This window comes from Achromobacter sp. SLBN-14, assembly GCF_006715415.1.
Classification (GTDB): Bacteria; Pseudomonadota; Gammaproteobacteria; order Burkholderiales; family Burkholderiaceae_B; genus Achromobacter; species Achromobacter mucicolens.
On the sequence record NZ_VFNE01000001.1, the window covers coordinates 2,632,638 to 2,655,088 of the forward strand.

Genomic DNA, 22,451 nt, shown 5'->3' on the forward strand with positions numbered 1-22,451 from the left:
TGGATACACCCCGGCCGCAAGCATAAGAACGGCATTTTCGCTTAAAATGCGCCCAGTCGCCGAGTTAACCGACAACTTGCGGGGCGACGGCAAGGGCAAAGCGCTTAGCGCGGCCCGTGCCAAATCCGCTAAAGCGTCGCGCCCAGTTGGCATTGTCATGCAGACCGGGGTGCAACGCGCCTCGAGAACCTATGCGCCGGCAAGACCGGACACTAAGGACGCATCTGTGGCCAACAACGATTTTCTCTTTACTTCCGAATCCGTCTCCGAAGGGCACCCCGACAAGGTTGCCGATCAGATCTCCGATTCGATCCTCGACGCCATCTTCACGCAAGACCCGAACGCGCGTGTCGCAGCCGAAACGCTGTGCAACACCGGCCTGGTCGTGCTGGCTGGCGAAATCACCACCACCGCCAACGTCGACTACATCCAGGTCGCGCGCGACACGATCCGCCGCATCGGCTACGACAACACCGAGTACGGCATCGACTACAAGGGTTGCGCGGTGCTGGTCGCTTACGACAAGCAGTCGCCCGACATCGCGCAGGGCGTGGACCGCAGCTCGGAAGACTACCTGAACCAGGGCGCGGGCGACCAAGGCCTGATGTTCGGCTACGCCTGCGACGAAACCCCCGACCTGATGCCTGCCCCGATCTGGTACGCGCACCGCCTGGTGCAGCGCCAGAGCGAACTGCGCAAGGACGGACGCCTTGGCTGGCTGCGCCCGGACGCCAAGTCGCAGGTCACGTTCCGCTACGTCGACGGCCGTCCCGCCGAAGTCGACACCGTCGTGCTGTCGACCCAGCATGCGCCGGAAGTCTCGCAAGAGACCATCCGCGAAGCGGTCATCGAAGACATCATCAAGCCCAGCTTCCCCGAAGGCCTGATCACGCCCAAGACCAAGTTCCTGGTCAACCCGACCGGCCGCTTCGTCATTGGCGGCCCGCAAGGCGATTGCGGCCTGACCGGCCGCAAGATCATCGTCGACACGTACGGCGGCGCTTGCCCGCACGGCGGCGGCGCGTTCTCGGGCAAGGATCCGTCCAAGGTCGACCGTTCGGCCGCCTACGCCGCCCGCTACGTGGCCAAGAACATCGTGGCCGCCGGTCTGGCGCGCCAGTGCCAGGTGCAGGTCAGCTACGCCATCGGCGTGGCCGAACCCATCAACATCACCGTCTACACGGAAGGCACGGGCGTCATCCCCGACGACCAGATCGCCAAGCTGGTGCGCGAGCACTTCGACCTGCGTCCGAAGGGCATCGTGAACATGCTGGACCTGCTGCGCCCGATCTACACCAAGACCGCCGCCTACGGCCACTTCGGCCGCGCCGAGCCCGAGTTCTCGTGGGAAGCCACGGACAAGGTCCAGGAACTGAAGAAGTCCGCCTGACGCGAACCGCTACCCCGGTTAAAAAAAGCGCCCGATCCGATCGGGCGCTTTTTCTTTTTCAGAGTCCCCAGGCCGACAGGTCCGGATGCCGCGGCACGGGCGACAGCACTGCTTCCAGCGCCGCCGCGCAATCGAGCAGCGCGGCATCGGCGCCCGCGGGCGCCAGCAACTGCACGGCGCTCGGCAAGCCCTGCGCGTCCAGGCCTGACGGCAGCGCGACCGCCGCCGCGCCCAGGAAGTTGGCCGGGCGCAGCAGTTTGCCCAGGCCGGCGTGGCGCGTGTCCTGCGCGTCCAGCGCCTGCGCGGCCTGGTCGATCGCGGGCATGAGCAAGGCGTCGATGCCCTGCATGGCCTGCCCGAAGACCGCCATGTCGGCCTGGCGGCGCGACAGCGCGGCCTCGTAGCTGGCCTGCGTGATCCGGCCGCCGGCGGCGATGCGCGCGCGCACCACGTCCCACAACGGTTGCGAAGGGTCTTCGGCCAGCGCGCCGAAATGCCGATAGGCCTCGTAGGCCAGCACCAGCGAGTTGTCGTCGGCCATGCGGGCAAAGGACAGCGACGCGGGCGGATGCCAGGCGGCGGGCGTATAGCCGGCCTGCGCCAGGCGTTGCTGCGCCGCGTGCCAGGCTTGCAGCGCCTCGTCGGTGAGCGGGGCGGGCCAGGACTGCGGCGCCAGCACGGCGACGGCGCCGGGCTTGCGGGGGGCGCTGTGCCGCAGGCTGGTGAAGCAGGTGGCGGGCAGCGCAAGCGTGGCGGCGTCATCGACGTCCGGCGCGGCCAGCAGTTGCGTAAGCAGACGCGCGTCGGCGACGGTGCGCGCGATCGGGCCCAGCACGTCCAGCGTTTCCGACAGCGGCAGGCAGCCGGCCCGGCTGATGAGACCGGAGGACGGCTTGTAGCCGACCACGCCGTTCAGCGCCGCCGGCGCGCGCACGGAGCCGCCCGTGTCGCCGCCCAGCGCGATCGGGGCCAGGCCCGCGGCCACGGCCACGCCCGCGCCGCTGGACGAACCGCCGGGCGCGCGCGCCACGGTGGCGTCCCACGGATTGCGGGCGGTGCCCTGCGTCGGGTTCTGCCCCGACAGCCCGAACGCGAATTCCGTCATGCGCGTCTTGCCCAGGATCACCATGCCCGCTGCCGCGAGCCCGCGAGCCGCGGCGGCGGTCTCGGTGCTGACAACGCCGGCGCGCGCCTGTGAGCCGCCGCTGACGACGGTGCCTTCCCACTGCACGCTGTCCTTGACCGCGACGGGCACGCCATGCAGGGGGCCAGCGCAAATGCCGGCGTCCAGCAGCCGGTCCGCCGCGTCGGCCTGGGCCAGCGCGCGCTCGGCCGTGACCACGCTGTAGGCCGCCAGCGCCGCGCCGCGTTCGATCCGGTCAAGGAAATGCAGGGTGAGATCGCGCGAACGCAGCTTGCGCTCGCGGATGGCGCGGGCGAGCTGGCGCGCATCCTGGAAATGCAGGTCGATGTCTTGGGCGGGCATAAGTCTCATCGAAAAGGAAAAAGCCTTCCGGTCCGCGGCGGGACCGGAAAGCGATGTGAGGGAAGGGCGCGAGAAGAGGACAGCCTATTTCAGGACCTGGCCCTTCGTCTCGGGCATGCGGATGAAGGTGATCAGCGTGATCACGGCGCCGGCCAGCACGTAATAGAAGAACCAGCGCTCCATGCCCTTGCTTTGCAGCCAGGTCAGCAGGTAGGGCGTGGTGCCGCCCAGCAGCGCGACGACCAGGTTGTACGGCGTGCCGATGCCGACGGCGCGCACGCTGGTGGGAAACTGTTCCGACATGATGGCGGGCGCAATCGCGGTGTACATGGCGTACAGCACCAGCCCGAACAGCTCGACCGCCAGGATCGAACCGAACGACGGCCCGAGCGTGGTCATGACCGGGTAGAAGAAGATCAGGTAGCCCGCGGCAAAGAAGATGAGCTGCGGCTTGCGGCCGATGCGGTCGGACAGCATGCCGAACAGCGGCTGCACCAGCATGAACACGATCAGCGCGACGGTGTTGGCCGCGAACGCGGTCTTGGGATCGGCGCCAACCTGCCGGATGGCGTAGGTGGGCACGTAGGCCACGAAGATGTAGAACGCAAACGTGGTCAGGACCGAGAAGCCGACGATGCGCAGCACTTCGCGCGGGTGGTCGCGCAGCAGCGTGCGCAGCGGCTGCTTTTCAACGCCAGCCTTCTTGGCGTGCGAGAACGCTTCGGTTTCCGGGATGGCGCGGCGGATCCACATGCCGGCCAGGCCGCCCAGCGCGCCCAGCATGAACGGGATGCGCCAGCCCCACTCGGCCATGTCGGCCTTGGTGAGAACGGTGGTGAGGATCCAGCCCACGGCCGAGGCGGCCAGGATGCCGACCGCGGCGCTGAAGAACACGAAGCTGGAATAGAAGCCGCGCTTGTTGGGCGGCGCCATTTCCGCCAGAAAGGTCGTGGCCGAGGCATACTCTCCGCCCAGCGACAGGCCTTGCAGCAGGCGCGCGGCGGTCAGCAGCAGGGGGGCGGCAATGCCGATGGTGGCGTAGGTGGGCGTGATGGCGATGATGAGCGAGCCGCCCGCCATCATGAGGATCGTCAGGCCCAGCGCAGCCTTGCGGCCATAGCGGTCCGAGAAGATGCCCAGCACCCAGCCGCCGACGGGACGCATGAAAAAGCCCACCGCAAAGATGCCGAACGTCGCGAGCAGGGCGGTGGTTTCGTTGCCCGGCGGAAAGAACTGGCTGGAAAAGAAGATGGCGAACGACGCGTAGATGGTCCAATCGAACCATTCCACCGCATTGCCTACACTACCGGCCAGAATCGTGCGGCCGCGCGAAACGGGCGGGGCGCTTGCCCCTTGCGCCTGACGCAAGGTTGCGGATGTGCTGCTCATGACGTCCTCAAAGTGGGTTTTGTTTTTTGGTCAAATAGACCAATAAAATTTTTGTTTTTATCAATGCGCGAACGTTAGATTAATGAATATGGTCACGTCAAGTAAGGGTAATTCCCTAATCGGCGCGTTGGACGAGACGGATCTCGCGTGCCTCGTCGCGCTGCAGGCGCAGCCTCGTGCCTCCTGGCGGGAGCTGGGCGCGGCAACCGGCATCGCAGAACGAACCGTGGCGCGGCGCATCAAGCGCCTGATGGACGCGGACGCGCTGCGCGTCATCGCCGAACCGGATCCGCTGGCCACCGGCCGCGGCGTGGTGCTGCACGCGTGGGTGCGCTGCCGATCGGGCCGCGTGCCGGACGTGGCCGAGCGCCTGGCGCGGCTGGACATCAGCCAGCTCGTCGTGACGCTGGCCGGATCGGCCGACCTGATGGCCGAGCTGACGCTTGCCGACGCGGCTGACATGCCGGACGTGGTGACCCGCGTGCTGCCGTCCATCGATGGGGTCGAACACGTGGAGGCGCGGCTGGTGCTGCGGCCATTCCGGCGCGCGGGCCAGTGGCGCATCCAGCCGCAGGCCGGCGGCGATGCGGACGCGCCGCGGCTGTCGCCGCCCGTGGCGTTGACGGATCCCGAGCAGCGCATGGTGACGCACCTGATGCGCGACGGGCGCGCCAGCCTGGCCGAATTGGCCGAGCGTTCCGGCGTCAGCGAACCGACCGCGCATCGTCTGCTGCAGAACCTGGTGGAGCGCCGCGCGCTGAGCTTTCGCGTCGAAGTCGAGCCGGCGCTGGTGGGCTTTCCGGTGGAGGCGGTGATTTCCGTGCAGGTGCGGCCGCAGGCGGTCGACGCGCTGGCCGCGCATCTGGCGCTGGACCCCAACACGCGCTGCCTGTTCGGCACCAGCGGCGCCTCGCAGCTCTTCTGGCACGTGCTGTGCCGCGACAGCCTGCATCTGTGGGACGTGGTGACGCGCCGGCTGGGCGAGCTGGACGGGGTGCTGAACAGCGAGGTGGGCGTGGTGATGCGCGCGCACAAGCGCTGCGGCATTGTGCGCGCGGGGGCGCGGCTGGATCCGGACGCGGCGTGACGGGGAGACGGCGGCCGGCGGGGCAACCGCCCTGCCGCCGCCCCGCCGGTCAGGCGCCGAGGTACGCGCGGGCCAGCGCGCCGTCCTGCGCGATGTCGGCCGCGGCGCCGTGCGCCGCCACCCGGCCGGATTCCAGCACGTACGCGCGGTCGGCCAGCGACAGCGCCAGCGCGGCCATCTGATCCACCAGCAGGATCGTCATCGATTCCTTGCGCAGCCGGTCCAGCGCCTCGAACAGCTCGTCGATGATCTTGGGCGCCAAGCCCAGCGACGGCTCGTCCAGCAGCAGGATCACGGGCTTGGCCATCAGGCCGCGCGCAATCGCCAGCATCTGCTGCTCGCCGCCGGAAAGCAGCCCCGCGCGCTGGTGCAGCCGTTCGCGCAGGCGCGGAAAGCGCGTCAGCATTTCCTCGACGCGCGCCTCGCGGTCCTCCGGATGCAGGAAGGCGCCCAGCCGGATGTTGTCCAGCACGCTCAGCCCCGGAAACACCTGGCGGCCTTCGGGCACCAGCACCAGGCCGCGCGCGACGATGCGGTCCGCGGCCAGGCCGTGCAGTTCCTGGCCCTGCAGGTGCATGCCGCCCTGCGCGGGCCGGTGCAGCCCCGCCAGCGTGCGCATCAGCGTGGATTTGCCCGCGCCGTTCGCGCCCAACAGCGCCACCATCTCGCCCTGCCTGACCTGCAGATCGATGCCGTGCAGCACGGGGTTGGCGCCGTAGCCGGTCGTCAGGTTGCCCACGCCCAGCACCTCGGGCGGCAGCGCCTCGCCCGCCGGCCTGTGCCGCGCGGCCGGCGCACGGCGCGCGGCCTCGTCGCCCAGGTAGGCTTGCCGCACCTCGGGGGATTGCTGGATCTCGGCGACGCTGCCCTGCGCCAGTTCGCGCCCGGCGTCGATCGCCACGATGTGATCGGACACGCCCATCACTAGTGTCATGTCGTGCTCGACCAGCAGCACGCCCGCGCCCGCGTCGGCGATGCGCCGCAGCAGTCCGGCCAGCCGCGTCTTGTCCTCGCGCGAGAGGCCCGCCGCGGGCTCGTCCATCAGCAGCACGTCGGCATCGGTGGCCAGCGCCCGCGCAATTTCCACCAGCCGCCGGTCCACGTGCGGCAGGTCGGCCGCGGCAATGTCCAGCGCGCCTTCGTAGCCGCAGAACGCGAGCAGGGCGCGCGCACGTTCGCGCACGTCGGCCGCCAGGTATCGGTGCGAGGCCAGCAGCCCGCCCAGGCGGCCGCGCAACATGCCCAGCGCGACGTTGTCCTCGACGCTCAATGTGTCGAAGAGCTGCGAGGTCTGGTAGGTGCGGGCGATGCCGCTGCGGGCCACGCGGTGGGCCGCCAGCGCGGCCAGCGGCGCATCGCCCAGCTTCACGTTGCCGCTGGTCGGCTGGTAGTAGCCGCTCAGCATGTTGATGACGGTGGACTTGCCCGCGCCGTTGGGGCCGATCAGCGCGGTCACGGCGCCGGGCGGCACGGTGAACGACACCGCCTGCACGGCGCGCACGCCGCCGAAGGTCATGGTGAGCGCGTCGGCATGCAGTGTGCGGCGGGCCCGCACGGACGTGGGCATGGCGCCGTGGCGGGGCGCCAGACCCTGCGTCTGCGCGCGCCGGCGCCAGCGCGCCAGCAGTCCGGCGGCGCCTTCGGGTGCGGCCCACAGCACCACCAGCAGGAAGGCGCCAAAGAACAGCAGGCGGTATTCCTCCAGGCTGGACAGCATTTCCGGCAGCAGGCCCACCACCACCGCGCCGAGCAGCGGTCCGGCCAGCGAGCCCGCGCCGCCGATCGTCACCGCCAGCACGAACAGGATGGACTGCATGAAATTGAAGTTGTGCGGCGTGATCATGCCGGTCAGCGGCGCATACAGGCCGCCCGCCAGCCCGACCACGGCGGCCGATACCATGAAGGCCACCGCCTTGACCGCCAGCGGATTGATGCCGATCGATTCGCTGGCCGTCTCGCTGTCCTTGACCGCGCGCATGGCCGCGCCCCATGTGCCGCGCGACAGCAGCGCATAGCCGATCAGCGCGGCAAACACCGCCACGATGGCCAGCATGGCCACGCCGCGGTCGCCGCCCAGGCCGCCGATGGCGGGCTGCACGATGCCCATCAGGCCGTTCTGGCCGCCGGTGAGGGCGCCGCCCTCGATCAGCGCGTGCTCCACGATGAAGCCGAAGGCAATCGTGATCATCGCCAGATAAGGGCCTTTCACGCGTAGCGCCGGTACCGCGAGCAGCAGGCCGAACGCGGCGCACACCAGCGCGGCGGCCGGCCACGCCAGCCAGAAGCTCCACCCGGCCTGGCCGGTCAGGATGGCGACCGTGTAGGCGCCGATCGCGTAAAAGCCCGCGTGGCCGAACGACATCTGGCCGGTCAGACCCAGAAGCACGTTCAGCCCGATGCCGGCCAGCGCCAGCAGCGCCACGTTGCCCAGCACGAAGACGTAGTAGCCGTTGACGGTGGCCGCCAGCATCAGGGCCACCGCGGCCAGCAGGGCGTACAGCGCCGGCGGCAGCCAGCGCATTGCGGATTGCGTGTTCATCAGACCTTCCTCACATCGGCGCGCCCGAACAGGCCATTGGGCAGCACGGCCAGCATGACGATCACCAGCGTGAAGCTGATGATCTGCGTGTACCCCGACCCCAGCGCCACGGTGATCAGCGCTTCGACCACGCCAAACAGGAGGCCCGCGATCATCACGCCCCACGCGCTGGTGATGCCGCCCAGGATGGCGACCACGTAGGCCTTCAGCCCGAACAGGGTGCCCATGTCCGCCGTCACGTTAAAGAGCGGGGCGACCAGCGCGCCGGCCACGCCCGCGAACAGCGTGGATACCGCGAAGGCGGCCATGATGGCGTGACGCACGGGGATGCCCATGAGCCGCGCGGCGTTCGGGTTCTGCACCACGGCAAGCAGCGCCACGCCCCAGCGGGTGCGGCGCGACAAGGTGTGCAGCGCCGCCGCCAGCGCCAGTCCGACCACCGGAATCAGCAGTTGCAGCGGGTAGATGCCCAACCCCAGTCCGCCGATTTCAAGCGGCGCTTGCGCCAGCGGCGACGGCAGGCTGCGCGGCTCCTTGCCGAACGTGAACATGACCACGTTGTCCAGCACGATGCCCAGCGCCACGGTGGACATGAGCCACGCGTTCGAACCGCGGCTGGCAAACGGCCTGACCGCCAGCCGTTCCACGACCAGGCCGTAGAGCGCGCACAGCGCCAGGGCGAACACCAGCGCGATGGCCAGCGGCCAGCCCAGCGTCTGGGCGAACGTGTAGGTCAGCACGGCGCCCAGCATCATGGAGCTGCCCTGGGCGAAGTTCACCGTGCCGGACACGGCGTAGGTCAGGTAAAAGCCCAGGGCCATCAGGCCGTACATGCTTCCCAGGCCCAGGCCGCTGACGATGGCGGACATCAACAACATGCGCGTCTCCCGCGTGGTCCGGCCGCGTTACTGCGTGCCCTTGACGGGCAGGATGCGGTTGTCGATGAAGTGCGTCCAGACGTAGTCGTCCTGGCGCAGCGCGTCGTGCGTGGCCGGCGTGAAGGGCTGCTCGTACGTCTTGATCAGGCCTTCGTACTTGCCGATCTTGTAGAAGCCCTGGCGCACCGCGTCGCCGTCGGTGGAACCGGCCTGCGCGATAGCCAGCGCGGCCAGCTGCATGCCGTCGTAGGCGTTGGCCACGCCCACGGCGGGCGTGATGTCCTGCGGTCCCTTGATGTCGGAATACTTGGCCTTGAGCGCCTGCATCACCTTCTCGCCCACCGGTCCCTGCTTGCCGAAGAAGCTGTAGGTCTGCACGAAGTGCACGTTCTTGGCGTTGGGACCGGCCAGCTCGGTGAAGCGTCCGCCGGCAGGGCCCCAGTGCGAGACGACCGGCACCTTCCAGCCCATGCGGTCCAGCGACTTCACCACCTGCGCCGACGGGCCCACGTTGCCCACGAGGAACAGCGTGTCGGCGCCGGCGGCCTTCAGGCGGCTCAGTTGCGGCACGATGTCCAGGTCGTTGGGCTGGAATTTCTCGACGCCGGCGGGCGTGACCTTGGCCGCGGCCAGCGCGGCATTCAGGCCTTTTTCGTTGGACTCGCCCCAGGGGTTGTTCACCAGGATCATGCCGGGCTTGGCGCTCTGGAACGTCTTTTGCGCGTACTGCACCATCGCGCTGTCGACGATCTCGTCCATCGCGGACACGCGGAACACGAAGTTGGGGGTGCCCTTGTTCTGCGTGATGGCCGTGCCGGCGGCCCACGGGCCCATGAACGGCACTTTTTCCTGGTTCACGATGGGCACGATGGCCATGGAGACCGGCGTGTCCAGGCCGCCAAACAGCACGGCAACCTTTTCCTTGTAGATCAGCTCGCGCGCGGCGGCCATGCCCTTGGCGGGATTGCCTTCGTCGTCGCGGCGCACCAGCACGACCTGGCGGCCGCCCAGGAGGCCGCCGCGGGCGTTGATCTCGTCGATGGCGACCGTCATGCCGCGCGTAAGCGCTTCGCCCGCGCGCGCCGACTCCCCGGACAGCGCGGTGATCAGGCCGATCTTGATCGGGTCCGCGGCCAGCGCCGGCTGCGTGGCCAGGCCCGCGGCGAAAAGTGCGGCGGCGGTCGCGCGGCGCATGAAGGAACGACGGGTCGGGGTCATCGGGACACTCCTGAAAAAGTGGAATGAATCTTGCATGGGGTTAAGTGCTGCTTCGTTCCCTCATGCAAGATCCATGCCACCTGTTCCGCGCCGCCTGCCGTATGCCGACTTCGCCCCGCCGCCGCAGGGCGCGGGCGGCGCAGACGGGGTTTGTGCACACCGATGCCAGGATTTTGTCGCCAAAACCGCAGCGATTTTGTTCACAATCATGCTTCAGGATTTGCACCAAAATGAATCCATCCTCGCTTCAAAGCACTAATCCGGGGCGCGACGATCAGTCCCCATGGACGCCGCAACCCCTGGCCTGCCACGGCCGCTTTCCGTATCGCGGCATCGCCGGCCGCGCGGATTATTCGTGGCCCAATGGCGCGCGCCTGGCCGTGTACCTGGGGTTCAACATCGAGCACTTCGCCTTCGGAGAGGGGCTGGGCGCCGAGCTCGGCCCGCCGTCTCCGCATCCGGACGTCCTGAACTACGCCTGGCGCGAATACGGCAACCGTGTGGGCGCCTGGCGCTGTCTGGAACTGTTCGACGAACTGCGCCTGCCGGCTGGCGTGCTGATCAATACCGCGCTGTACGAGCACTGCCCGGAACTGGTGGATGCCTTTCTTGCGCGCGGCGACGAGTTGATCGGCCACGGGTACAGCAACGCGCACCGGCAGGGCGGGCTGCCCGAAGCCGAGGAGCGCGCGCTGCTTGCGCATTGCCGCGACCGCATCCTGCGGCATGCGGGCAGCGAGCCGGCCGGCTGGCTGTCGCCCTGGATCTCCGAGAGCCACTCGACGCCCGACCTGCTGGCCGAGGCGGGCTACCGGTACACGCTGAACTGGTGCCATGACGACCAGCCGATGCGCATGCGCACCCGCGCGGGCGACCTGTGGGCGATTCCGTATCCGCAGGAGCTCAACGACATTCCGATGATCATGGGCCGCAAGATGGACGCGCGCGATTTTGCCGATATGATCCTTGACCAGTTCGAGGAAATGCGCGCGCAGGCGGTCCGCCAGCCGCTGGTCATGGGCATCGCGCTGCATCCGTACATCGTCGGCCAGCCGTACCGGCTGCGTCATTTGCGGCGCGCGCTGGCGCCGCTGGCCGCCGCCCGCGACCGGGGCGAGATCTGGTTCACCACGCCGGGCGAGATCTGCCGGCACGTGGACAGCCTGCCGCCGGGCGTGATCGACTAGGCGCTGTCCCGCCACCTTGATGTGTTTCCCTTGTTGACCCGAGTCCCGCATGTCCACCAAAAGCGCCGCCAAACCCAACAGTTCCGCCACCGCGCGGTCCAAGTCCGCCAAGCCCGCCGCGGACGATGACGTCCTGCCCGACGCCGACATGGAGCGCCGCATCTGCGAAGCGGTCTACGAAAGCGTGATGAGCCAGCGGCTCACGCCCGGCACCAAGCTGCCCGAAGCCGCGATCTGCGAACTGTTCGGCGTGTCGCGGTCGGTGGCCCGCAAGGCGTTGCAGCGGCTGGCGCACGAGCATGTGGTGGACCTGCATCACAACCGCGGCGCGGTGGTGGCCGAACCCACCCCTGAAGACACCCGCCAGATCTTCCAGGCGCGCCGCGCGCTGGAAGCCGCGCTGCTGCCGCTGGCCGCGGCCCGCGCCACGCGCGCCGACTACGCCTCGCTGCGCCGGCAGCTGCGCGACGAGCACGCGCTGCTGCATCGCGCCGGGCAACCGGCCTGGGCGCGGCAGGCCAGCGCCTTTCACGTCCGCCTGGGCGAACTGTCCGGCAACACCATCCTGCACGGCTACCTGGCCGAGCTGGTGTCGCGCTGTTCGCTCATCGTGGCGCTGTACGAGCCGCCGGGCAATGCCGCATGCGAACACGGCGAGCACGTGCTGATCGTGGACATGCTGGAGCGCGGCGACGTGGCCGAAGCCGTGCGGATCAACGACAACCACCTTGCGGACCTGGAGCGGCGCATCAGCCTGGAGCGCCCGCAGCCCGCGCAAACCCTTGCCCAGATGCTGGGACTGGCCTGATATGGAAATCGACTTCGACGCTATCACCGAATACCAGCGCTACAAGCTGATGGCCAGCCTGATCGTGCCCCGGCCGATCGCGCTGATCACCACGCTGTCCGAGACCGGCGTGGTCAACGCCGCGCCGTTCAGCATGTTCAACATGCTGGGCGAGGACCCGCCCATCGTGATGGTCAGCATCAACCGCCTGGAAGACGGCGGCCTGAAGGACACGGCGGTCAACATCGCGCGGGACAAGGAATTCGTGGTCCACCTGACCGACGAGGCCATGGCGGAAAAGATGCACCGCTGCGGCGACCGTCTGCCGTCCGATGTCAGCGAACTGGCGCATGCGGGCCTGGACGCCGCGCCCAGCCACCGCGTGGCGCCGCCGCGCATCGTAGAGGCGCCTGTTGCGTTCGAGTGCACGCTCTTTGAAACCCTGGAGACGGCCAGCCGCCAGATCTTCATCGGCCAGGTCCGCTGGCTGCATGCGCGCGACGGGCTGATCGACACGGAAACGTGGCGCGTGCGGCTGCAGGACTACTTTCCGGTGGGTCGGTTTGGCGCCAGCTTCTATGTGCGCACGCGCGACCGCTACGCCATCGACGCGGACAGCGCGCCCGCGGGCGCTGCCGCCCGCACGCCCATCGACGAGATCTGAGCGCTCACCACACCGCGGCGTCCGAGCCCGGCGCGCGCACGCGGCGCGCAAAGCGCCGCGACAGGAAGTCGACGAAGGCCAGCGTCTTGGCCGGCAGGTTCAGCCGTTCCGGATAGAGGGCGTGGATGTCGGCGGGCGGGGTGCGCCAGTCCGTCAGGACCTCGCGCAACCGGCCTTCGCGCAGGTGCGCCGCGGTTTCCCATTCGGAGCGCATGACGATGCCGTGGCCGTCCAGCGCCCATTCCAATGCGCTCTGGCCGTCGTTCGAGCTGACCGGCCCGCGCACCTTCACGGTTTCCGCGCGGGCGCCCGATTCCAGCCGCCAGGTGCCGTAGGCCACGTCGTTCTCGCGCACGACGATGCAGCGGTGGCGCTGCAGGTCGCCGGGCGTGCGCGGCTCGCCATGCGTCTCCAGGTAGCGGGGCGATGCGCACAGCAGGCGCCGGTTGGACGCGATCCGGCGTGCCGTCAGCCGCGCATCGGGCAGGTCGCCGAACCGCACCGCCACGTCAAAGCCTTCCTCGATCAGGTTCAGCGGCCTGTCGGTCAGCCGCATCTGCACTTCCACATCGGGGTACTGCCGGCAAAAGTCCGAGACGGCCGGCACGATGTGGGCCCGTCCGAAGCCGAACGTGGCGTTCAGCCGCAGCAGCCCCTGGGGCTGGGCGCGCGCACTGGACACCGAACGCTCCAGCGCCTGCAGGTCGGCCAGGATGCGGGAGCCCTCGGCAAGATACAGCTCGCCTTCCTGCGTCACGCTGACCCGGCGGGTGGTGCGGTTCAAGAGGCGCACCCCCAGGCGCTGCTCCAGCTTGGCCAGGCGCGTGCTGACCGCGGGCGGAGTCAGCCCCAGTTCGCGGGCGGTGGCGGACAGGTTGCCGTGCTTGACCACGAGCGAGAAAAAGGCGAGATCGGAGAGCGCATCCATGGCTATTTATAAATCCGATTTAACAAAGCTTTATTTTTTCTCCGAATTATAAGAACCGACTAGGTCTATACACTGGGTTCACCGATACAGAGCCGCATCCACGCGGCCAACCGAGGAGACCCGAAAAATGAAGACAGCCAGATTGGCCGGCGCATTGTGCGCCGCCCTTGCCGCATCCTGTTGGGCCCATTCCGCCGCCGCCAGCAACCCCTTTCCCGAGCGTGCGGTGACGCTGATCGTGCCGTTCGCGCCGGGCGGCAGCGTGGACATCGCGGCCCGCCTGATCTCCGACGCGTGGGCCAAGGAACTGGGGCAAAGCGTGATCGTGGAGAACCGCGCCGGCGCGTCCGGCAACATCGGCATGACGGCCGTGGCGCGCGCCGAGCCCAACGGCTACACGCTGGGCATCAACACCATGTCGCTGGCCATCAATCCGGCGCTCTTCAAGACCATGCCGTTCGATACCGCGAAGGACTTGCGGTCCGTGGGCACGGTGGGCACGTCGCAGCATGTGCTGACGGTCACCAATGCGTTGCCCGTGCAGTCGGTGAGCGAACTGCTGGCCTATGTGCGCGCCCGTCCCGCCAACGACCTGAGCTTTGGATCGGCCGGCACCGGCAGCACGTTCCACATGGCGGCCGAGTTGTTCAAGTCCGTTTCCAAGACGCAGATCATGCACGTGCCGTACAAGGGCGGCGGTCCCGCCATGCTGGACACGATCAGCGGACAGGTGCAGATGAGCTTTCCGGTGCTGTCCGCGGCCAAGCCGCAGGTCGATGGCAAGAAGCTGCGCGCGCTCGGGGTGACGGGCACGGCGCGCTCGCCGCTGTTGCCCGACGTGCCGACCATCGCCGAGTCCGGCCTGCCCGGCTACGAATTCAACACCTGGTTCGTCATCAGCGCGCCGGCGGGAACGCCGCAGCCGGTCATCGACACGCTGAACGCCAAGCTTGGCCAGGCGCTGAAATCGGCCGCGCTGACGCAGCGCATGCAGAAAGAGGGCTTCGAACCCCTGATCACGTCGCCGGACAAGACCGATGCGATGGTGGCCGCGGAGATGACGCGCTGGTCCGGCATCGTCAAGGAAGCCGGGATCGAGGCGAATTGAGCGCTTTTCAAGGTTTAACGCGCATTACCCGCCCGCGCGCGCCGCGGGCGCATTCTTCAAGCAAGGAAGCACAGACATGCCCGGCATGACGCTATACGACAAACTGGTGGCCAGCCATGAGGTGGCCCGGATCGACGGCGAGCACGTGCTGCTCTACGTCGACCTGCACATCATGAACGAGTACACCAGCCCGCAAGCCTTCAGCGGCCTGGCCGCGCGCGGCCGGGGCGTGTTGCGGCCGGGTCAGCAGATGGCGGTGGTGGACCACATCATCCCCACGCATCCCGTGCCGTCCGCGCTGCGCGTGATCGCCGATGATGCCTCGTCGCGCCAGGCGCTGAACCTGAAGCGCAATTGCGACGAACAGCGCATCGCGCTCTTTGACACCACCGATCCGCTGCAGGGCATCGAGCACGTCATCGCGCCCGAACACGGCATGATCCTGCCCGGCATGGTGGTGCTGTGCGGAGACAGCCACACCACCACGTATGGCGCGCTGGGCGCCCTGGGCTTTGGCATCGGGACGAGCGAAGTCGAGCACATCCTGGCGACGCAGACGCTGGTGTACCGCGTGGCGCGCAACATGCGGATCCGCATCGACGGCGCGCTGCCGGCGCATGTGTCGGCCAAGGATCTGGTCATCTACATCGTGCACCGCATCGGCGCGCAGGGCGCGCGCGGCCATGCCGTGGAGTTCTGCGGCGAGGCCGTGGCCGCGCTGTCCGCCGAAGCGCGCATGACCCTGTGCAACATGACGGTCGAGGCCGGCGCGCGCGCCGCGCTGATCGCGCCGGACGCCGTCACCGACGCCTACGTCACGGCGCACGCGCCGCAGCTGCGCGGCGCGTTGCTGGACGAGGCGCGCGCCTGGTGGGCCACGCTGCGCTCGGACGACGGCGCGCGCTTCGATGTGGAACACGTGTTCGACGCGAGCCGCATTGCGCCCTTCGTGACGTGGGGCACGAGCCCGGACCAGGCGATTGCCGTCGACGGCGCGGTGCCGGATCCGCGCGACGAGCCGGACACGCTGGCCCGGCTGGCGCTGGAGAAGGCGATGGACTATATCGGCCTTGCCGCGGGCCAGCCGATCGCCGGGGTGCCGATCGATCGGGTGTTCATCGGCTCCTGTACGAACGGCCGAATCGAGGACCTGCGCGTCGTCGCGGATCTGGCGCGCGGCAGGAAGGTTGCCGCGGGGGTACGCGCGATGGTGGTGCCGGGGTCAGGCGCCGTGCGCGTGCAGGCCGAAGCCGAGGGGCTGGCGGCCGACCTGATCGCGGCGGGCTTCGAATGGCGCCAGCCCGGCTGTTCGATGTGCCTGGCGATGAACGACGACGTGCTCCGCCCGGGCGAGCGCTGCGCATCCACCACCAACCGGAATTTCGAGGGACGTCAGGGGCGGGCAGGGCGCACGCATCTGATGAGTCCCGCCATGGCCGCCGCCGCCGCGCTGGCCGGCCGTATCGTCGACGTGCGCGCATGGGGAGACGCCAAATGACTGCAATGATCGAAGGCGTGGCCGCGCCGCTGCCGTATTCCAATCTGGACACCGACCAGATCATGCCCAAGCAGTTTCTGCGCATCATCGACAAGGCCGGGCTGGACAAGGGCCTGCTGTACGACCTGCGCTTTGACGAGCAGGGCGCGCCGCGGCCGGACTGCGTGCTGAATCAGCCGGCCTATGCGGGCGCCAGCATTCTGGTGGCGGGCCCCAACTTTGGCTGCGGCTCCAGCCGTGAACACGCCGTCTGGGGCTTGCAGCAGTTCGGCATCCGGGCGGTGATCGCGTCCAGCTTTGGCGAGATCTTCTATTTCAACGCGCTCAACAACGGCTTGCTCTTGGTGACGCTGCCGCCCGCCGAGGTCGACGCGCTGCTCTCGAAGGTGTCCAATACCCCGGCGGCCGGATCCAACCCCGTCGGCATCGACGTGATGGCCGGCCAGGTGCGCGCCGCCGATGGCTGGCAGGCCCGCTTTGACCTGCCGGCGCGGCATCGCAGCATGTTCGCGCAGGGGCAGGACATGGTGGGCGCGACGCTGCAGCAGTTGCCAGAGGTCGCGCGTTTCGAAGCCCGCCATTGGGCGCGCTTTCCGTGGATGAAGGACGTGGCGCGCCAGGTGCGCGACCGGCTGGACGCCGCCTGACGCGGCAGTCGCGCCACGACGATAGGAGATGACGCAGATGACCGCCTTTTTCGACCTGCCGGTGCGGCGCTTTGCCGCCAACGGTGTGGAGATCGCCGCCCGCATCGACGGCTCGGGTCCGCCGCTGCTGCTCTTGCACGGGCATCCGCAGACCCACGCCATCTGGCACCGCGTCTGGCCCGAGCTGACGCGTCATCGCACCTGCGTGGCCGCGGACCTGCGCGGCTATGGCGACAGTGACAAGCCCGCCGCCAGAGCCGATCACGCCGCTCATTCCAAGCGGGTCATGGCGGCGGACATGGTGGCGCTGATGCGCGGCCTGGGTCATGACCGCTTCGAGATCCTGGCCCATGATCGCGGCGCGCGGGTCGCGCACCGGCTGGCGCTGGATCATCCCGAGGCCGTCGCCCGCATGATGCTGCTGGACATCGCGCCCACGCTGGATATGTACGAAGGCACGACGCGCGCCTTTGCGCAGGCCTACTTCCATTGGTTCTGGCTGATCCAGCCGGCCCCCGTGCCCGAAACGATGATCGAACACGACCCGGTCTTCTACCTGCGGTCCGTGATGGGCGGCCGGCCGGGCGGGCTGGCGCACTTTTCCAACGAGGCCATGGCGGAATACGAGCGCGCCGCGCGTCAGCCCGGGTGGGCCACGGGCATCTGCGAGGATTACCGCGCCTCGGCCACGATCGATCTTTCGCATGACGAAGCGGGCCGAGCGGCCGGCGAGCGCCTGCGCATGCCGGTGCGCGCGATGTGGGGCGAGCGCGGGGCCGTCGGCCGCAACTTCGATGTGCTGGCGCTGTGGCGCGCGGTGGCCGACGACGTGACGGGCGGGCCGCTGCCGGGCGCGCATTACCTCGCGGAGGAATCGCCGGACGCGGTGCTGGCCGAGGCAGGCGATTTCTTCGGTTGGCGCTGAGGCAGGCGGGGCGGGTCCGCGTGTCAACCAAGCCTTGGCGGGCGATAGGGATATCCAAAAAGGGACGCACCCCTGGTGTTAACCTTCGCCCCATGAATCGTTACTTCGCCGATCTTTCCGAATTGCCCGACGCCGAGGACGCGCAACGCGCCTTCAAGGCCTCGGATTCGCCCTGCGTGGCCGTCTGCTCCACGCTGTTTGACGACATCTGCCGCGGCTGCGGCCGCACCGCCATGGAAGTCGCCAACTGGGTGTTCATGTCGGAAGCCGAAAAGCGCGAAGTCTGGATCCGCATCCGCTCGCAAGGGTATCCGCGGCGCAACAACTGACGCGCCGCGCCGGGGGCGCCACACCGCTTTCGTGGCCTTGAGGGCCGGGACCCTGTCCCCGTCTTGGGCTTGTCACATGGCGTAGGCTCAATAGCGCCATTGCCCACTTCCGGCTCCATCATGCGCATCGTTCTCGTCACGGATGCCTGGCATCCGCAAGTCAACGGCGTCGTCCGCACCTGGACGACCATGCGGCAGATCCTCAGCGAATGGGGCCACGAGCTGATCGTGGTGAGCCCCGAGGGCAGCCGAACCCTCCCCGCGCCTTCCGAACCCGATCTGCGCCTGTGCCTCACGCCCGGCCGGCAATTGCGCCGCGTGCTGGGCGACACCATTCCCGATGCGCTGCACATCGCCACGGAAGGCCCGCTGGGGCTGGCGGCCCGCCGCATGGCGCTGCGGCGCGGCTGGCGCTTCACCACGTCCTTTCACACCATGTTTCCGGACTACCTGGAGGCGCGCATGGGCATCCCCGCCGCGCTCCCGTGGCGCTACCTGCGCTGGTTTCACCGGCCGTCGCAGTGCGTGCTGGTGCCCACGCCCACGGTGCGCGACATCCTCGTGCGGCGCGGTCTGGCGAATCTGCGGGTCTGGTCGCGCGGGGTGGATCCGCGCAAGTTCCAGCCCGCGTCCAGCCAGGCGTTCCGGGATCTGCCCCGGCCCGTCTGGCTGAGCGTGGGCCGCGTCGCCAAGGAAAAGAACCTGGATGCCTTCTTGTCCCTGGATCTGCCGGGCACCAAGGTGGTGGTGGGCGCGGGGCCCGACGAGGCGCGCCTGAAAAAGCGCTTTCCGGACGCCGTCTTCCTGGGCATGCAGCAGGACGGCGCGCTGCCGGGGTATTACGCGGCGGCCGACGTCTTCGTGTTTCCCAGCCTGACCGATACCTTCGGGCTTGTCATGCTGGAGGCGATGGCCTGCGGCACGCCGGTTGCCGCCTTCCGCAGCGAGGCGCCCATTGCCGTGGTGCAGGAGGGCGTCACGGGCCGGCTGGACGACGACCTGAAGCGCGCCTGCCTGGCCGCGCTGCCGCTGGACCGCGACGCCGTGCGGGCACACGCGCTGACCCGCAGCTGGGATTCGGTCGCCGCGGACCTGCTGGATGCACTGGTGCCGCTGACGCAGGGGGATTCGCGCGGGGCGGCCAACGCCTGGGCCACCACAACCTGATACAGACGCGCGGCCCGGATGTGCTGGCCGTTCGGGGCGCCAACCTTGTACAATGCCCGGCAATCCTGAGGAGCGTTGCGACGACCCTGCGGTCCCCCAGGTGGCCCCCTTGCGCGGCCACCCCATGCGGACCCCGGCTCGCCAGGCTCAGGAATCCCTGTTCAAGCGCCGCGCCTTGCGCGTCGCTACAGCAACGGCGCTCACCTTTGTCGCGTATGGCGGGAAAGGCGAGCACTCGACTGTCGTGGTGTATTCGCGTTGTCCGGCCATCTCGTGCGCCGTTCGTAATTTACGTGGAGCCTACACACCATGAACGCTGTGACTGATAAATCCTTTACCGACTACCTCGTCGCCGACATGTCGCTGGCCGGCTGGGGCCGCCGCGAACTCGCCATCGCCGAAACCGAAATGCCCGGCCTGATGGCCATCCGCGAGGAATTCGCCGCGTCGCAGCCGCTCAAGGGCGCGCGCATCGCCGGCAGCCTGCACATGACCATCCAGACCGGCGTGCTGATCGAAACGCTGGTGGCGCTGGGCGCTGAAGTGCGCTGGGCCTCGTGCAACATCTTCTCCACGCAGGACCACGCCGCCGCCGCCATCGCCGCGTCCGGCACGCCGGTCTTCGCCGTCAAGGGCGAGACGCTGGAAGAGTACTGGCAGTACACGCACAAGATCTTTGAATGGCCCAACGGCCAGAACGCCAACATGATCCTGGACGATGGCGGCGACGCCACGTTGATGCTGCACCTGGGCACCAAGGCCGAAAAGGACCTCTCCGTCCTGGCCAACCCGGGCAGCGACGAAGAGCGCATCCTGTTTGCCGCCATCAAGGAAACGCTCAAGCGCGATCCGAAGTGGTACTCGACCCGCCTGGCGCTGATCAAGGGCGTGACCGAAGAAACCACCACCGGCGTGCATCGCCTGTACCAGATGTCGCAGAAGGGCGAGCTGGCGTTTGCCGCCATCAACGTCAACGACTCGGTCACCAAGTCCAAGTTCGACAACCTGTACGGCTGCCGCGAATCGCTGGTTGACGGCATCAAGCGCGCCACCGACGTCATGGTCGCCGGCAAGATCGCGGTTGTGGCCGGTTACGGCGACGTGGGCAAGGGCTGCGCCCAGGCGCTGGTCGCGCTGCGCGCGCAAGTGTGGGTCACCGAAATCGACCCGATCTGCGCCCTGCAGGCCGCCATGGAAGGCTTCAAGGTCGTGACGATGGAAGAAGCCGCCGCCCACGGCGACATCTTTGTCACCGCCACCGGCAACTACCATGTGATCACGCGCGAACACATGAACGCCATGAAGGACCAGGCCATCGTCTGCAACATCGGCCACTTCGACAACGAAATCGACGTCGCTGCCCTGGCCGACTGCCAGTGGGAAGAAATCAAGCCGCAAGTCGACCACGTCATCTTCCCGGACGGCAAGCGCATCATCCTCTTGGCGCAGGGCCGTCTCGTGAACCTGGGCTGCGCCACCGGCCACCCCTCGTTCGTGATGTCGTCCTCGTTCGCCAACCAGACGATCGCCCAGATCGAACTGTTCACGCGCAACGAAGCCTACAAGTCCGGCGAAGTCTACGTGCTGCCCAAGCACCTGGACGAGAAGGTCGCCCGCCTGCACCTGAAGAAGCTGGGCGTCAAGCTCACGACGCTGCGCCAGGATCAGGCCGACTACATCAGCGTGCCGGTCGAGGGCCCCTACAAGCCCAATCACTACCGCTATTGATGGATGTAGCACAATAGGAAAATGCCGCGCCATGTCGGCGCGGATTTTCCGATCTGCGGGTCACGCCCGTCTTCGCCCGGCGTCGACGGGTCCGCGGAGCGTCAATACAGGAGTTCGAACATGGTGACACTGATACTCGTCTGGATCCTGAACGCGGTGGCCTTGCTGGCCGTTGCCTACCTGCTGCCCGGCATCACGGTGGCCAGTTTCGGTTCGGCGCTCATCGCCGCGCTGGTGCTGGGCCTGGTGAACATGCTGGTCAAGCCGGTGCTGGTGCTGCTGACGCTGCCCATCACGATCGTTACCCTCGGGCTTTTCCTCATCGTCATCAACGCCTTGCTGTTCTGGTTCGTGGGCTCCGTGCTCAAGGGATTCCAGGTCAACGGGTTCTGGTGGGCCGTGGGTGGCGCGATCCTGTACAGCATCATTTCCGGTCTCCTGACCAAGCTGATCCCGTAGGGTAGAGATCCCCCCCGAGCGCTGCGCGCTTCCCCCAGGGGCGTGCCTGCGGACCGGCGGAGCCCGGATCCGCGGCACCCCGCGCTGTCACACTGGCCGAATGCGGCGCTTAGCCATAAAAATACTGATATGTCCGAATCGATTTCTCCTGCTTTCAGTCTGGAATTCTTTCCTCCCCGCGACCTGGCCGGCCAGGAGCGGCTGGTGCGAGCGGCCAAGCAGATGCTGGCCATTCAGCCCAAGTACGTCAGCGTGACGTTCGGCGCGGGTGGCTCCACGCGCGCCGGCACCGCCGACGCCGTGCGCACGCTGCGCAACCTGGGTTGTGACGCCGCGCCGCACCTGTCGTGCGTGGGCGCCTCGCGCCAGGACCTGCGGGACATCCTGCAGGCCTACAAGCGCGAAGGCGTGCGGCGCGTGGTGGCCCTGCGCGGCGACCTGCCGTCGGGCATGGGCGGCGACGCGGGCGAGCTGCGCTACGCCAACGAGCTGGTGTCGTTCATCCGCGAGGAAACCGGCGACTGGTTCCACATCGAAGTGGCCGCCTATCCCGAAATGCATCCCCAGGCCGCCAATCCCTCGGCCGACCTGGATCATTTCGTGACCAAGGTGAAGGCGGGCGCCGATGCCGCCATCACGCAGTACTTCTTCAATGCCGACGCCTATTTCGACTTCGTCGACCGGGCCCGCGCGAAGGGCGTGAACGTGCCGATCGTGCCGGGCATCATGCCCATCACGAACCACACGCAGCTGCTGCGGTTCTCCGAGATGTGCGGCGCGGAAGTCCCGCGCTGGATCCGCCTGCGCCTGGCCGAATTCGGCGACGACAAGGCTTCGATCCGCGCCTTTGGCGTGGACGTCGTGACCGAGCTGTGCCAGACGCTGCTGGACAACGGCGCGCCCGGCCTGCATTTCTACACGCTGAATCATTCCGAAGCGCCGCTGGCGATCTGGAAGGAACTGACGGTGTAAGCGGTCGGCGGCGCGGCGGCGGAAATGCCGCTGACGGACATGGCAAAGGGCCGGCTGAATCAGCC

At 68.2% G+C, this 22,451-nt stretch carries 20 protein-coding genes and 1 riboswitch; of the genes, 14 read left to right on the forward strand and 6 right to left on the reverse strand.

Annotated features, from left to right (window positions below):
* Window positions 1-226: 226 nt before the first annotated feature.
* A complete protein-coding gene (metK, locus tag FBY20_RS12065; protein ID WP_142052332.1) occupies window positions 227-1,390 on the forward strand; it encodes a methionine adenosyltransferase in 1,164 nt (387 codons plus the stop codon).
* A 58-nt stretch (window positions 1,391-1,448) separates the two neighbouring features.
* Here the strand turns inward: metK and FBY20_RS12070 are convergent, their stop codons facing one another.
* Window positions 1,449-2,876, reverse strand: a complete 1,428-nt coding sequence (locus FBY20_RS12070; protein ID WP_142052335.1) for an amidase — start codon at window positions 2,874-2,876, stop codon at window positions 1,449-1,451.
* An 84-nt stretch (window positions 2,877-2,960) separates the two neighbouring features.
* Window positions 2,961-4,265, reverse strand: coding sequence for an MFS transporter (locus tag FBY20_RS12075; RefSeq protein ID WP_142052337.1), 1,305 nt, complete (start codon window positions 4,263-4,265; stop codon window positions 2,961-2,963).
* 82 nt (window positions 4,266-4,347) lie between these two features.
* Between FBY20_RS12075 and FBY20_RS12080 the strand changes: the two genes are divergently transcribed.
* On the forward strand, window positions 4,348-5,352 hold the full coding sequence (locus FBY20_RS12080) for an Lrp/AsnC family transcriptional regulator (protein ID WP_142052340.1): 1,005 nt from the start codon (window positions 4,348-4,350) through the stop codon (window positions 5,350-5,352).
* Between the two features lie 49 nt (window positions 5,353-5,401).
* Here the strand turns inward: FBY20_RS12080 and FBY20_RS12085 are convergent, their stop codons facing one another.
* From FBY20_RS12085 to FBY20_RS12095, 3 genes are read right to left on the reverse strand one after another with little or no spacing between them, the layout of a single operon-like run.
* Window positions 5,402-7,891 carry a branched-chain amino acid ABC transporter ATP-binding protein/permease gene (locus tag FBY20_RS12085; protein WP_142052343.1) on the reverse strand — a complete coding sequence of 830 codons (2,490 nt, stop codon included), beginning with the start codon at window positions 7,889-7,891 and terminating at the stop codon, window positions 5,402-5,404.
* Window positions 7,891-8,769 carry a branched-chain amino acid ABC transporter permease gene (locus FBY20_RS12090; protein WP_056327280.1) on the reverse strand — a complete coding sequence of 293 codons (879 nt, stop codon included), beginning with the start codon at window positions 8,767-8,769 and terminating at the stop codon, window positions 7,891-7,893. Before FBY20_RS12090 ends, FBY20_RS12085 begins: the two co-directional genes overlap by 1 nt.
* Before the next feature lie 27 nt (window positions 8,770-8,796).
* On the reverse strand, window positions 8,797-9,987 hold the full coding sequence (locus FBY20_RS12095; protein WP_056327282.1) for an ABC transporter substrate-binding protein: 1,191 nt from the start codon (window positions 9,985-9,987) through the stop codon (window positions 8,797-8,799).
* 230 nt (window positions 9,988-10,217) lie between these two features.
* Here FBY20_RS12095 and FBY20_RS12100 point away from each other — a divergent pair, with 230 nt between their 5' ends.
* From FBY20_RS12100 to FBY20_RS12110, 3 genes are read left to right on the forward strand one after another with little or no spacing between them, the layout of a single operon-like run.
* Window positions 10,218-11,174, forward strand: a complete 957-nt coding sequence (locus tag FBY20_RS12100) for a polysaccharide deacetylase family protein (protein WP_174245409.1) — start codon at window positions 10,218-10,220, stop codon at window positions 11,172-11,174.
* A 49-nt stretch (window positions 11,175-11,223) separates the two neighbouring features.
* Entirely contained in the window at window positions 11,224-11,982 is a 759-nt protein-coding gene (locus FBY20_RS12105; protein WP_056327284.1) for a GntR family transcriptional regulator, read from the forward strand.
* Between the two features lies 1 nt (window position 11,983).
* On the forward strand, window positions 11,984-12,625 hold the full coding sequence (locus tag FBY20_RS12110; RefSeq protein ID WP_056327286.1) for a flavin reductase family protein: 642 nt from the start codon (window positions 11,984-11,986) through the stop codon (window positions 12,623-12,625).
* A 4-nt stretch (window positions 12,626-12,629) separates the two neighbouring features.
* Here FBY20_RS12110 and FBY20_RS12115 read toward each other — a convergent pair whose 3' ends face one another.
* A complete protein-coding gene (locus tag FBY20_RS12115) occupies window positions 12,630-13,553 on the reverse strand; it encodes a LysR family transcriptional regulator (protein ID WP_056327288.1) in 924 nt (307 codons plus the stop codon).
* A 127-nt stretch (window positions 13,554-13,680) separates the two neighbouring features.
* Between FBY20_RS12115 and FBY20_RS12120 the strand changes: the two genes are divergently transcribed.
* From FBY20_RS12120 to metF, 9 genes are all read left to right on the forward strand, one after another.
* A complete protein-coding gene (locus FBY20_RS12120; RefSeq protein ID WP_142052346.1) occupies window positions 13,681-14,661 on the forward strand; it encodes a tripartite tricarboxylate transporter substrate binding protein in 981 nt (326 codons plus the stop codon).
* Window positions 14,662-14,737: 76 nt separating this feature from the next.
* Complete coding sequence (leuC, locus tag FBY20_RS12125; RefSeq protein WP_142052349.1) at window positions 14,738-16,159, forward strand: 3-isopropylmalate dehydratase large subunit; 1,422 nt, start codon at window positions 14,738-14,740, stop codon at window positions 16,157-16,159.
* Window positions 16,156-16,806: a 3-isopropylmalate dehydratase small subunit gene (gene leuD / locus FBY20_RS12130; RefSeq protein WP_142052352.1), complete on the forward strand. Its 651-nt coding sequence runs from the start codon at window positions 16,156-16,158 to the stop codon at window positions 16,804-16,806. Before leuC ends, leuD begins: the two co-directional genes overlap by 4 nt.
* Before the next feature lie 37 nt (window positions 16,807-16,843).
* A complete protein-coding gene (locus FBY20_RS12135; protein ID WP_056327296.1) occupies window positions 16,844-17,731 on the forward strand; it encodes an alpha/beta fold hydrolase in 888 nt (295 codons plus the stop codon).
* A gap of 92 nt (window positions 17,732-17,823) precedes the next feature.
* The gene (locus FBY20_RS12140) at window positions 17,824-18,060 is read left to right on the forward strand and encodes a DUF1289 domain-containing protein (RefSeq protein ID WP_056327298.1); all 237 of its coding nucleotides are present in this window, start codon (window positions 17,824-17,826) and stop codon (window positions 18,058-18,060) included.
* Window positions 18,061-18,180: 120 nt separating this feature from the next.
* A complete protein-coding gene (locus FBY20_RS12145) occupies window positions 18,181-19,227 on the forward strand; it encodes a glycosyltransferase family 1 protein (RefSeq protein ID WP_142052355.1) in 1,047 nt (348 codons plus the stop codon).
* A gap of 61 nt (window positions 19,228-19,288) precedes the next feature.
* Window positions 19,289-19,436: riboswitch (S-adenosyl-L-homocysteine riboswitch) on the forward strand.
* Window positions 19,437-19,536: 100 nt separating this feature from the next.
* Window positions 19,537-20,955 carry an adenosylhomocysteinase gene (ahcY, locus tag FBY20_RS12150; protein WP_056327303.1) on the forward strand — a complete coding sequence of 473 codons (1,419 nt, stop codon included), beginning with the start codon at window positions 19,537-19,539 and terminating at the stop codon, window positions 20,953-20,955.
* A gap of 123 nt (window positions 20,956-21,078) precedes the next feature.
* Window positions 21,079-21,414, forward strand: coding sequence for a phage holin family protein (locus FBY20_RS12155; protein ID WP_056327402.1), 336 nt, complete (start codon window positions 21,079-21,081; stop codon window positions 21,412-21,414).
* A gap of 129 nt (window positions 21,415-21,543) precedes the next feature.
* Entirely contained in the window at window positions 21,544-22,386 is an 843-nt protein-coding gene (gene metF / locus FBY20_RS12160; protein ID WP_062838890.1) for a methylenetetrahydrofolate reductase [NAD(P)H], read from the forward strand.
* Window positions 22,387-22,451: the final 65 nt, after the last annotated feature.

Excerpts from the sequence above, each read along its gene's own strand:
- FBY20_RS12070 (WP_142052335.1), bottom strand. The coding sequence starts at position 2,876 with ATGCCCGCCCAAGACATCGACCTGCATTTCCAGGATGCGCGCCAGCTC.
- FBY20_RS12075 (WP_142052337.1), bottom strand. The coding sequence starts at position 4,265 with ATGAGCAGCACATCCGCAACCTTGCGTCAGGCGCAAGGGGCAAGCGCC.
- FBY20_RS12080 (WP_142052340.1), top strand. The coding sequence starts at position 4,348 with ATGAATATGGTCACGTCAAGTAAGGGTAATTCCCTAATCGGCGCGTTG.
- FBY20_RS12085 (WP_142052343.1), bottom strand. The coding sequence starts at position 7,891 with ATGAACACGCAATCCGCAATGCGCTGGCTGCCGCCGGCGCTGTACGCC.
- FBY20_RS12090 (WP_056327280.1), bottom strand. The coding sequence starts at position 8,769 with ATGTTGTTGATGTCCGCCATCGTCAGCGGCCTGGGCCTGGGAAGCATG.
- FBY20_RS12095 (WP_056327282.1), bottom strand. The coding sequence starts at position 9,987 with ATGACCCCGACCCGTCGTTCCTTCATGCGCCGCGCGACCGCCGCCGCA.
- FBY20_RS12100 (WP_174245409.1), top strand. The coding sequence starts at position 10,218 with ATGAATCCATCCTCGCTTCAAAGCACTAATCCGGGGCGCGACGATCAG.
- FBY20_RS12105 (WP_056327284.1), top strand. The coding sequence starts at position 11,224 with ATGTCCACCAAAAGCGCCGCCAAACCCAACAGTTCCGCCACCGCGCGG.
- FBY20_RS12110 (WP_056327286.1), top strand. The coding sequence starts at position 11,984 with ATGGAAATCGACTTCGACGCTATCACCGAATACCAGCGCTACAAGCTG.
- FBY20_RS12115 (WP_056327288.1), bottom strand. The coding sequence starts at position 13,553 with ATGGATGCGCTCTCCGATCTCGCCTTTTTCTCGCTCGTGGTCAAGCAC.
- FBY20_RS12120 (WP_142052346.1), top strand. The coding sequence starts at position 13,681 with ATGAAGACAGCCAGATTGGCCGGCGCATTGTGCGCCGCCCTTGCCGCA.
- leuC (WP_142052349.1), top strand. The coding sequence starts at position 14,738 with ATGCCCGGCATGACGCTATACGACAAACTGGTGGCCAGCCATGAGGTG.
- leuD (WP_142052352.1), top strand. The coding sequence starts at position 16,156 with ATGACTGCAATGATCGAAGGCGTGGCCGCGCCGCTGCCGTATTCCAAT.
- FBY20_RS12135 (WP_056327296.1), top strand. The coding sequence starts at position 16,844 with ATGACCGCCTTTTTCGACCTGCCGGTGCGGCGCTTTGCCGCCAACGGT.
- FBY20_RS12140 (WP_056327298.1), top strand. The coding sequence starts at position 17,824 with ATGAATCGTTACTTCGCCGATCTTTCCGAATTGCCCGACGCCGAGGAC.
- FBY20_RS12145 (WP_142052355.1), top strand. The coding sequence starts at position 18,181 with ATGCGCATCGTTCTCGTCACGGATGCCTGGCATCCGCAAGTCAACGGC.
- ahcY (WP_056327303.1), top strand. The coding sequence starts at position 19,537 with ATGAACGCTGTGACTGATAAATCCTTTACCGACTACCTCGTCGCCGAC.
- metF (WP_062838890.1), top strand. The coding sequence starts at position 21,544 with ATGTCCGAATCGATTTCTCCTGCTTTCAGTCTGGAATTCTTTCCTCCC.